The organism is Nocardia araoensis NBRC 100135 (assembly GCF_000308435.1).
Classification (GTDB): domain Bacteria; phylum Actinomycetota; class Actinomycetes; order Mycobacteriales; family Mycobacteriaceae; genus Nocardia; species Nocardia araoensis.
Genome location: NZ_BAFR01000325.1, coordinates 1 through 10,965, shown reverse-complemented (window position 1 = coordinate 10,965; position 10,965 = coordinate 1). Strand labels below are relative to the sequence as shown.

Below are 10,965 nucleotides of genomic sequence, written 5' to 3'. Positions count from 1 at the left end.
CGCGCGCTCGAGCAGGTCGCGCGGCGCCTTGGCCGGCGTTGTCGGCCTCGTGGGCGGCCGGGCGCAGGATCTCGGCGGCGAACTCCTGCACCGTCTCGACGATCATCTGCTGCTCTTCGGTCGGCGTCAGGTCGAAGAAGTCCTTGTTCTTCGCCTCGTTGGCGGCCAGGCGCTTCGGCGCGCCACCGCCCGCCCCCTTGGCGAACGCGCGGGTCGCCGCGCCCAGCGTGCGGAAGCCGGTCTTGGTGCCCTCGTAGGTGACGCGCTCGATCGGCTTGCGCAGGTTGTATTTCTCGGCCAGTTCCGACCCGGTAATGCTCGTCATGACCCGCATCGCCGCGCCCATCCAATCCCGCTTGGGTTGGTTCAGGCCGACCGCGGACGTGTCTGGACGTCGCTTCGTTGCGCTGTCTCGAGTGCTCATCATCACCTGCTTTTCCGCGTAAGGCTCAGCCGATTGCAGACAGTTGGCGAAGCAGCGGCAGCACGGCGTGCTGGAAGTCGCCGGGGCATTCTGTGGCGCCAGCGACGGCCTGCCAGTCACGGTGGCCGCTGACAGCGGGCATGATTGCCGTGGCACCATTGACCGGATTCGCGTAGTGAACCTGAGCAAACGGGTTCAGGCCCAAGCCGCTGCACAGACGTGTGAGCACGATATCGAGGCTGTGAAGCGCGGCCTTGCTGGGGAGGTGGTCGGTGAAGTCGCCGATCATACAGATGCCGATGTTGCCGGTGTTCGCCCCGACAACGTGGCCCGCGGTGATGATCTCGGCTCCGGGTCCGAGTGATGATCCGGGCTTGAAGATGGGTGAGTCGTCTGCTGGGCTTTCGGCGGTGCCGGTACTGCGACCGGCATATACGACGCCGTTGGGATCGATCACGAGGTGATAACCGATATCACCCCAGCCCTGTCCCAGCGGGGCGGGCGACGCGTGATAGCGGTAAATCTCCTTCACCGCGTCGCGGTAGTCGCTGTACTCCTCCCCTGTCGGAATCGCCGAGTGGTGCACCGTAATCAGCTGTGCTGGAGAATACTCCGGCGTACCCCAGGTCATGAGTTTTTCGTCGGCTCCCCATCCCGATCGGGACACCACCGGGAAGCCCCAGGCGTACGAGGTGGGCACCGGCGTCCGGAACGGCTGGGCCGGCGTGGCTCCGAACAAGCCAACCGGCCTATCAAGACTGATCGACGCGGCACCCGCTGGGACCCTTACGAGTTCGGACAGCGCAGCCTGCCGGTCATCGCGCCCATGCTGCGCTGGTGGCACCGCCACCGGATCGCTCCATACTCCGCGCACCCGGAACCGTATGCTTCGCACTCCGTGCGGCACAGCGGCGAACAACGCTCCACGGCAGTCGATCTCGCTTGCAGGCTGCGCGCGAGAGATATTGCGACCTCCGCTCAGCGCGATGCCCACCGTGGCAACGGCACCGCCGAGTACGACACGTCGCGTGGGAAACACCGGTTGCGCAGGGCGATGCTGCACAGGCTCGGCTGACTCATGCACGTACATCTACACATACTCCTGACTGTCGAAATTGCAAGGGCGCATGGGATTCCGAATTCTTTTACGCCCGTTTCCGAAGAAACGCGGATCCACACTGGTCTGACCTCAGTTCTCCACCCGGGCGGAGGAAACGAATAGCCCGCTTCCCGCCGGAAGGTGGAAGCTCAGCCAATTCGGCAGGTCTGTACCGTCCTCGTCTGGCATATTGCACCTGGTGGGCAGCGCGGTGACGGCCTGCCGTTGGCAGGCCGATCGATCCTTCTGTCTTCTAAGACCGAGTTGCCCGACGAGGATTTCCTCCAGCAGGGCCGACTGGCCGCTGCGGTCGGGCAGCTTAAATGGGAATTATGCCGTCATCTCACGGAGCAACATCCAAACTCTTACCTTTCCAACTAGGTGCTTACAAAGGACCATTATCGCGGCGAATCGACACTTCATTCTTGCCGGAGAAACCGTGTGGCTCAGCAGGCGTACTCGAACATGGTGTTCGTGAAAGAAACGATGGCATCATCAAGCGATCGACTGAATTGGATTGGCAGCAGCGCCCTTATCCGGAAATCCGAGCACCTGGGGGTCGACTATGGTGCGGAGTTGCTCGTGGGTTCGGGAATGGATCCAACTGGTGGCGATGTCGTATCCGGTGTCGAAGAGTTCTTCGGATGATCGTGCCGGGGGCTTGAGCGCGGCGCCGTAGGGTTGATGGGCGAAGATGGTCGTCTCGCGCAGGGCCGGGTCGTGAAACGGTCGCGGACGACTACGGATGGCAGGCAGCGAGGGATGCAAGATCGGGAAGATCAGTCCGCCACGGCTGTCGTATGGTTGGGGCCCGTAGAGGTCCAGGATGAGGGCCGGGTGTGGGGAGAAGATGTCGTGGGGGACTCGATATTGGCAGCCGCCGTCGAAGATGTCCTCCAGTCCCGTGGCCGCGGGCAGGGCGCCCGGTATGCGGGTGGCGGCGACGAGCACATCGGCGACGGGCAGGTCGGACAAACCCAATTTCGGCAGGTCTCGTGGCAGCAGCAGGGTGCCGTGTTCTGCCGAATAGACTGGGATGAGCAGCGACGATGCTGCCTCGTGTAGCTGCCCGGACGGTTTCGGGTCGAGGGCGAAGTCGGCGAAGGTGCGGTCACCGACGATGGCGTGGGCGAGCTCGCGAATCCGCGCCTCGGGATACAGCGCGCGTCGGGTGAGCAGAGCACGGAAGCTTCTCGCACCCAGGACATCCTGCTCGGGATGTTCGATCGCGATCTGCCTGGCCTCGCCGCGCGTCATGCCCAGCGCTATCGCCGCCGCCGCGATGGCGCCGCCACTGACCCCCACGACGGTCGGCTGCATCGTGGGGCCGGGTCGCCCGCTGATCTGGTCGCGCCGGACGGCGAGGGCATCCATCGCGCCGATCGCCATCCCCACCATCAGAGTGAGGCTGCGGCCGGCCACACCGGCCAGAATCCGGACCACGGGACGTTCCTGTGTCAACGACTGTCCTTCCACCTGTTTCCAGCACTTACCGGCGACCGAGGCGATCCATCGCCGCCCGAAACCATCGACCCCGACCGTGACCCGCCGCCCGCATCGATGCGTCGGTCGCGGCCAGCGCCGTGCGCAGCCCGCGCCGTGCGCCGGTGATCGGGTCGGTCGCCTGCCAGGTGGGCCGAATCCCGAGAAACTTCCGCTCCGATCTGGTTTCCGCGGCGTCGTCGGACGTACGGAGCAGCAATCGGTCCGGCAGCGCGAGCTTGCACACGGTGCGGTAAGCCAGCCAGAACTGTGCGGGCAGTGACCCGGTCGTGTAGGGCAGGTCGTACTTGTCGCACAGCGCGTGGACACGCTCGGCGATCTCGGGGTAGCGGTTGCTGGGCAGGTCGGGAAACAGGTGATGCTCGATTTGATAGGAAAGGTTGCCGCTCATGAACGCCAGTACAGGGCCTGCGGTGAAGTTCGTGGTACCCAACAGTTGTCGCAAATACCACTCACCGTGGGTCTCGGTCTCGACTTGCTCGGCGGTGAATTTCTCGGCGCCGTCGGGAAAGTGTCCGCACATGATCACCATGTAGGCCCACAGATTCCGCAGCAGCAGCGCCGAGGCGTTCGCCGCGAGCGTGTACTTGAAATTCCGCCCGCTCAGCGCCGGGAACAGCAGGAAATCCTTGCCGAGTTGGCGGGCGATCTTTCGCGCGAACTCGATGTTCGGCTTCGACCGCAGCCGGCTTCGGGGAATGCCCAGATGCCGTCGCTCGAGCGCCCAATCGTGCACGGCGATCGACAATTCGAACCCGGCCGCCACGACCACGTTCAGTATGGGTTGCATCAGATGAATCGGACGCCACGGTTCATCGCGGGTCATCCGCAGCACTGCGAAGCTGAGGTCTTCGTCCAGGCCGTACACATTTGTGTAGGTGTGGTGGACGTAGTTGTGCGAGCGCTTCCAGTGCGCGGAGGGGCCGAGGAAGTCCCACTCCCAGCTTGTGGAATGGATCTCCGGATCATTCATCCAATCCCACTGACCGTGGCTGATGTTGTGGCCGAGTTCCATCATCTCGATGGTTTTGGCGGCCGCCAGCATCGCGGTCCCGGCCAGTCGCGGCGCCCGGTATCGCCCGGCGAACAACAGCAGGCGCGCGGCCACCTCGAGGCCGCGGTGCATTCTGATGACGCGCCGAATGTAGTCCGCATCTCGTTGTCCAAGTGACTGTTCTATTTTGCGTCGGAGCTCGTCGAGCTCGCTACCGAGGGCTTCCACATCTGCCTCAGTAAGGTGAGCGAATGCCTTGATATCCGTGACTGCCAACAGTATTCCTATGCATCTCGTCGGACGCGACCGGCAATCATCGTCCAAATTCGTTAGCTATGCGGATGCCTTTTGAAGACATCTTCTTGCACGCCCGTCCCCACTCTGCCTGGTCCCCAAGTTCCCTTGTCTGTTGAGTTGGGCATTTCTCCAACGACGGGGCGGTTATGGAGGAGTTCGACTGATCCTCTCGTGATCGTCGAGCAGTGAGACCACGATCGCGCGGGACCCAGCGGGCTATTCGGAGAACGGTGCGCAGTTGACTATTAGTTCGAATCCAAATCTGTAGAGTAGAGCAGTTCTTCCGTCGGGGACGGCTTCAGCCTCGCGGGCCACGGCGCGGGTCACGAGGCGCTTGAAGTCCAGGCGTGGATGGCGCGCGATGATGTCGGCAACCCACTGTGGGTCGAGTTCTCTGAGGCGATCGCCGAACAGGTCTACTCCTGCGCCGGCGGCGAGCGCTCCGGCGAGATCGGAAAGGTTGGAGTCGACACCAAGAGTCATGTGTCCGGCGATCCCGTCGCGGACGAGCGCGACGCGATCGGCCCCGGCGCCGAGGCCGCTGAGCACACGCTCCGCGTGTTCGGCTCCACGGACTGCAAAGCAGCGGTTTGGTTGAGGGTTCTCCAACTCGATGTCATGCAGCATGGCCGAGGTGAAGAACAGTTCATCGTCCAGTTCGGCATTGTGCACGCAGGCCAGGGCCTTACCGAAAGCCCACACGCGATAAGAGTGTTCCAGCATGGTAGAACTCAACAGGTTCTGCGCTTCCCGTTCGGCGGCTGCTGTCATCGGTGTATTGGGCGGCCGCAGCGCCGCCCCCTCGAGCTGCGCAGTCGGTCCTCGAGCACCGAAGAATGACGTGATGCGCCCGCCCAGCAGAGTCGGCATCGCGAACAGAAGAAGACTCAGCAATTGATTCCACTGCCGTCTGGTCAAATTGCCACCAGTTATCGTGGCCCAGCTCCACTCAAATCCCTGAGGTGGTGCCATAACGGACCTTGACCTTCCTCATATCGGGCCGAAAAGATACGAGCCCAAGCAGAGCACTATAGACCCGCCGATGCACATTTCGCTCTCTTCAGAATTGGCATCTCTATCCCTGTGTGTCAATGAAAATAGATTTCCCATTTAGGCGGACGTGCGGTCATCACCTATATCGACTCCTGTGGCGGCGCCTTCCGGGCACTTCATGTGCGGTCTCGCGCGACTCACTGCACGCCGTAGGGTCCCCAAGGCGAGGAAGAGATCATGGCACGGGCCCGTAAGACCACTGAGCCGATCACCGCTCTACGCGTACGCCAACAGAGGGCGAATCTCAACTAGCGGTCAGGCATTAGATGGCGAGATTTGGCCGGACAACCCCCGAGTCCACACAATGACCGGCGTTCTCGGGCAGCCGTTCACCGCCGACGGAATCAGGCACCAGTTTCAGGAATTCTGGAAGATCGAAACAGGAACGCAAGATCGCATCGTTCACATACTTGGTGTTCTTGTCGAACATTGTAGCCGGAATCTCGTAGTACATTTTTGATCCGAGGGAGAAGCTCCAGAACCCACCCGGATAGGTAGGCACCGTTGCGCCATATACCCCGATTATTGGGAACAAGCGTTCGAGATGATGTACAGTTTGATTCATAACTTCTCGATGGAACAATGGCGATTGACTTTGGCAGACCATCAAGCCGTCCCCCTTCAAGGCATGATGCACCTCACGGTAAAAGCCGTACTCAAACAGTCCCATAGCAGGTCCGATGGGATCCGAAGAGTCCACCACGATCACATCGTAACAACCCCTCTTCGTCTTGATGAATTCCACACCGTCGGCAAATATGAAATTCACCCGCTGGTCCGACAAATTACCCGACACGGTGGGCAAGTGTTCTCTGCACGCCTCCACAACGAGCTCGTCGATTTCGACCATGTCGATCTTCTTGACGCAGTCATATTTCGCGACCTCCCGAGCTGCACCACAATCTCCACCGCCCACGATCAGAACATGCTCCGGGTTGGGGTGGATCATCATAGGAACGTGAGTGATCATTTCGTTGTAGATGTGACCATCCAGAGATGTGGATTGCACCACTCCGTCCAATACCAGCATGCGCCCGAAGTCATAAGAATCCAATATCATCACATGCTGAAATGTAGAATAACCGGCGTAGATCACTTCTTTGATGCGATAGCTGACCTTCAGATTATCCCGCTCGTCTTCCACCAGCCAGAAATCGCTACCGACCTGCTCCAAGAATTCCAGCTGCTCGTTCACTTGAATATCAAACTCCTTCGATGGCCGAACTTGGGCACTGTCGCCCTTGTGGATACATGCAATACACGAAAATCTAGCTGGCGAAATTACTAGCCGAGCCTGCAGTGGCAGTCGCCATGCACCGTTACACTCGACTGCCGTCTCAATGCAAAACTTTGGAATCCGCGACCTACTACCTGCAGTGATAGAGACAAAGCATCTGGCACCACAGCGGCACCAGTAGCGGACCTTGCATTGATTTTACGATCACTGCCCCTACATCAGTCGACACGATCTCGATACGACCTCACCGAACAAGGTCGAGCCTGGACGACAGTACGCGCTTCTTACCAAAATGACGTTCCGCGAGCAGCTGCAATTCCAGTTTCGCTAGCGCACCGCTGTCGGGACGCGCATTTTCACGTGGACTGTGTTGTTCAGCAAACTTACGTCAAAGCGTGAGGGCTAGGCCTGTCAACTTTGACGCATCTGACTCATACCCTGACCGAGCCCGTGAATGGGGCGGCGTTACGCTTATCCTCCAGGCTGGCTCCCGCACGGTAGCGTGATGCATATACCGACCTTATACTGCTGGCTTGCGTATAGCAAGGGACTGAGATGGCGAGAACTGACTTCGGCCGCATCGCGTGTTCGATCGCACGCTCAGCGGCGATCGTCGGCGATGCATGGGCACTACTGGTCGTCCGTGATGTCGCTGTTGGGTTGCACCGGTTCGACGAGATTCAGCGCGACCTCGGCGTGGCGACCAACGTGCTGAGTGATCGCCTGCAGCGCCTGACCGACGCCGGGGTCCTGCGCCGGCACCGGTATGAACAGCATCCGGACCGGTTCGAGTACCTGCTGACCGACAAGGGGCGCGACCTAGTACCCGTTCTGCTCGCCTTAATGGCGTGGGGCGATCGCTGGGAAGCGGGTCCGGACGGGCCACCCCTGATCCTGTATCACCATGACTGCCATCACATCACTGAGGCCGCTGTGACCTGTGGTCAGTGCGGGAACGACCTGACAGCCGATTCCGTCGAATACCGGCCTGGCCCCGGCGGACGCCCGGCGCCGGGCACCGCGATCATTGGCACTGTACTCACGTCTCCGCCGATCGAGTAGAACTGAACCGGGCACTCGATGCGCCGTCAGGGCAGGTGGCAGAAGCTTCACGTATGAAGCGGTCCTGCCTCGACCGAACCGTCGGTGATTCGGTTTGCCCGATGCAACCGGGTTGCTCATACCGAGGCGAGTTCCGCTTGGCGAGGAGCGTCTGAGGCCGCGGCCGCGCGCTGGCGAGTTTCGCGAAGCGTGCCTATCGCAAAAAAGAACACGCCGCAGACCACCCAAACAGCGAGTACCAGTAGCGGCTTGGTTGCGCCCGCACCATCAAAGTAGGCGAGGCAGCGCAAAAGGCTGCCGGTGGCGCCAGGCGGGAGCAGTTGACCGAACGCGCCCCAGCCAGCTGGAAGCATCTCTGGGGCGCTGGTGAGTCCGGACAGAGGGTTTCCGAGGAATATCAGCGTGAGCGCGCCGAGGGCGAGACCGACGTTGCCGAAGGCGGTGCGCATCCCGAGGATCATCCAGCAGGATGCGGCGATGCCAAGCGCAGCCCCCGCGGCTGTAATCCAGTAATTGCCGTCGACAGCCCCGAGTCCGTATTGCAGCAGCGCGGTCAGGGAGAAGCCGCCTACCAGAGCAAAGCCGATCGAACCGACGACTCGTTGGGCAGTTCCTTGTACCAAGAACAGCAGCAGTATCGCGCCGATGTATCCGCCCAGCGACAGGGGTAGTGCGCCTGCGCTCAGCCCCGCGCCCTTGGGGTCGTCCGCTGGAAGCGGCCGAACATCGGTCACTTGCACGTCGTTGCCGAACCTGGTCGCCGCTTCCTTGAGCAGCGCCCCTACCGCAGGACCCGCGGCGGAAGCCACCATCAACTCTGGGCTTCCACTGGCTGATGTGTTGATGGCGCCATACACATCCCGGTCGAGGATGCGCGCCCTGGCGGCGCCAGCGTCAGAAACGACAGTGATGTCGAAGGCACCCGGGTAGGCGCGCTCCAATTGCTGTTCCGTTTGCAGTGCGCCCGGACCGGACACCGCGAGAGGCAGCTCATGTGGCTTGGAATTGATCGCTGGCAAGGCGAACGCCGAGAGCATGCCGATGAGCAAGGTCGCCGTCAGACAAGTGACGAGGAGTACCCGGCCCCAGGGGCTTGTAGGTGCGGATGGTGTACTCATGCCGCCTTCCAATAAGAAACGATACGTATACTAAACGCGATGCTAAGCTAAGGTCGATAAGAAACGCAACGTTCTCTGTGAGGTAGGTAGATGCCCCCCGTCACTCGCCGCCGCGGCCGAGACCTGGAGCGGGCCCTTCTCGACGCCGCGAGGAAGGAGCTGACCGCAGTCGGGTACCACGGCCTCACCTTCGAGGGGGTCGCCGCCAGGGCCCACACCAGCAAGCCGGTCCTCTACCGCCGCTGGCCCACCCGGGCAGAGCTAGTCACCGCGGCACTTTTCGACGTGCTCCCTTCAGACGAGGAACCACCGGACACAGGGTCACTGCGCGGTGACGTCATCGCCTTGCTGTATCGCGGACGTGAGCGCTTCACAACGATCGGTGCCGAGGCGGTCTGGGGCGTCATGGCGGAGAGTATGCGGGAGCCGGCGCTAGCCGAGCAGTTGCGAAGCCGCGTAGGTACGGCGCTGTATCACGGTGTCCTACGCCGTTTGATCGACCGGGCCGACGAACGAGGCGAGATCTGCGCGGGATCGCTCCCGGACCGCGTCGTCTCACTGCCGACCGACCTGGCTCGCAGCGAGCTACTCGTTCATGGTGAGCTAACCGACGACGCGGTGATATCTATTGTCGACGAGATTTTCATGCCGCTGGTCACCTCACTTCAGCCGGAGGGTCGGGCAGGTTCTCCTCACAGGGTGGTGTAGACGGCGCTCGGCGATGGCGAACGTAGCGGAGACCTGCAAGATCGACGAAATTCTTGTTTGGCCGTAACCATGCACCAATTCGACGAGCAGCCGCACTCATCCGGAACTCGGCAGATCGGTCGATCGTCTGACCGTACGTCGGCCGCGCACATCGTTGGCGGCGATCACACGTCGAGTCGCCGGTGTGGTTTCGATGTCCTACAGAATCATCTGCTGGATTTTCACGAAGTGACCGACAGGACCAGTATGGGCATCCCAGCCGAACGCGGTGCCGAACTCGTGCACGGCCCGAACGTCTCCACCTGGCCGCTACTGCGCCCCGCCGGTATCGATACGCACCAATGGAACGTGGAGCGGTGCCGCTTCAACCCGGGGAGTGCGTGGGTCAGCCAGCGCGCCTAACAGTTCTGCAACTTCTCCCAGAGGCGGCCCACACTGCGGACCCACTGCCCGCACCTCTGCCCGGAGAGACCGCAGCCAACCACCTACAGCGTCTTGGAATTTCGCCGCAGAACTACCCTCGCACTGCTGGTGATCGATACCGACAGTGAACAGTTTACGAAAATGCCCGCCGAAGAGATGATTGAGAACCTCGCAACCGCACTCAGCGCACCGATCAACGGCCCCGATCGACGACGGCTACACTGACTTCTCCGCGATCGGTGGGTACGACAGAGTAATCGAACAGGTAGCGACCGGGCTGGACATCCGGAAGAAGCACGAGGTCACCATGGTCTGCCATAGCCGCAAGGGCGTCGAGGTGCTCGCGGGCGGTGAAGTGTTCCCCGGGAAGAAACTCGTGGTGGCGCTCCCGGCCGCCAGGCGCGGCGGGGGACGATCCATTTCGACGCGCCGCTGCCAGAGACCCTGCGCAAGTAGTTGTTCGGAAGTCGCCTACTGCCGGTGTACAAGGGCCTACTCGAATTCGCGGCACCGATCCTACCGGAACCGTGGGATCTGATCGAGGACTACTCGGTGAATCCCCCCACCATGTGGAACGGCTCGGTGGACGAGCCCGGCTATTGCGGCCAGGTCGTGGTCGACTGGGCCACCGGAGACGCGGCACGTGAACTGCTGGCCCTGCCCGAGAATCAGCGACTCGCCGCCTCCCTGGAAACTGGCCGCAGGACAAGTACGCCTTGGGCGCCTACCCCGCCCCCAACTCGAAACAAGACGGCCTTTACGAGCCGATCGATAACACCGTCTTTGGGCCGGTATGGTCACCAGTTCGATCCACGAGTCCTACAGCACCGGCCTCAATGCCAGCTCTGCTGTGCTGCGCAGCCTGTGAGCGCATGCGGCACAACGCAATTACGTTATCCTGAAAGCGCCCTCGCCGACGTCCCGGTGGGTGGCCGGGCCGCAGTCATCCGGGTGCGGGTTCGGCGACTCGTCTCCCCCACAGGACACTGCTGCGTTGCGTTTCGTGAACAAGTGCCTGGTGTGGTGGAACGCTACCAGCGGCGGACT

General features: G+C 61.7%; 9 protein-coding genes and 1 pseudogene. 3 read left to right on the top strand and 7 right to left on the bottom strand.

Annotated elements, in window-relative coordinates:
- The 6 genes and pseudogenes from ON21_RS31430 to speE form a co-directional block, all read right to left on the bottom strand.
- Nucleotides 1-430 (bottom strand): annotated as a pseudogene (locus ON21_RS31430) (acyl-CoA dehydrogenase family protein); the annotation flags it as partial.
- Between the two features lie 19 nt (nucleotides 431-449).
- Nucleotides 450-1,418 (bottom strand): peptidoglycan recognition protein family protein, encoded by a 969-nt coding sequence (locus tag ON21_RS31425; RefSeq protein ID WP_157171073.1) that lies wholly within the window; start codon nucleotides 1,416-1,418, stop codon nucleotides 450-452.
- A gap of 600 nt (nucleotides 1,419-2,018) precedes the next feature.
- The gene (locus tag ON21_RS31415; protein ID WP_157171072.1) at nucleotides 2,019-2,984 is read right to left on the bottom strand and encodes a patatin-like phospholipase family protein; all 966 of its coding nucleotides are present in this window, start codon (nucleotides 2,982-2,984) and stop codon (nucleotides 2,019-2,021) included.
- Nucleotides 2,985-3,012: 28 nt separating this feature from the next.
- Nucleotides 3,013-4,296 (bottom strand): fatty acid desaturase family protein, encoded by a 1,284-nt coding sequence (locus ON21_RS31410; RefSeq protein ID WP_051021534.1) that lies wholly within the window; start codon nucleotides 4,294-4,296, stop codon nucleotides 3,013-3,015.
- 237 nt (nucleotides 4,297-4,533) lie between these two features.
- The gene (locus ON21_RS31405) at nucleotides 4,534-5,235 is read right to left on the bottom strand and encodes an HD domain-containing protein (protein ID WP_157171071.1); all 702 of its coding nucleotides are present in this window, start codon (nucleotides 5,233-5,235) and stop codon (nucleotides 4,534-4,536) included.
- A gap of 397 nt (nucleotides 5,236-5,632) precedes the next feature.
- A complete protein-coding gene (speE, locus tag ON21_RS31400; RefSeq protein WP_063821164.1) occupies nucleotides 5,633-6,565 on the bottom strand; it encodes a polyamine aminopropyltransferase in 933 nt (310 codons plus the stop codon).
- 597 nt (nucleotides 6,566-7,162) lie between these two features.
- On the opposite strand from speE, the gene ON21_RS37615 reads away from it, so the two are divergent.
- On the top strand, nucleotides 7,163-7,669 hold the full coding sequence (locus ON21_RS37615; protein ID WP_083881003.1) for a winged helix-turn-helix transcriptional regulator: 507 nt from the start codon (nucleotides 7,163-7,165) through the stop codon (nucleotides 7,667-7,669).
- Nucleotides 7,670-7,785: 116 nt separating this feature from the next.
- Here the strand turns inward: ON21_RS37615 and ON21_RS31395 are convergent, their stop codons facing one another.
- The gene (locus ON21_RS31395; RefSeq protein WP_039804080.1) at nucleotides 7,786-8,787 is read right to left on the bottom strand and encodes a hypothetical protein; all 1,002 of its coding nucleotides are present in this window, start codon (nucleotides 8,785-8,787) and stop codon (nucleotides 7,786-7,788) included.
- 90 nt (nucleotides 8,788-8,877) lie between these two features.
- On the opposite strand from ON21_RS31395, the gene ON21_RS31390 reads away from it, so the two are divergent.
- Nucleotides 8,878-9,495 (top strand): TetR/AcrR family transcriptional regulator, encoded by a 618-nt coding sequence (locus ON21_RS31390; protein ID WP_039804078.1) that lies wholly within the window; start codon nucleotides 8,878-8,880, stop codon nucleotides 9,493-9,495.
- A 228-nt stretch (nucleotides 9,496-9,723) separates the two neighbouring features.
- Nucleotides 9,724-9,897: a hypothetical protein gene (locus tag ON21_RS38925; protein WP_157171070.1), complete on the top strand. Its 174-nt coding sequence runs from the start codon at nucleotides 9,724-9,726 to the stop codon at nucleotides 9,895-9,897.
- Nucleotides 9,898-10,965 lie beyond the last annotated feature (1,068 nt).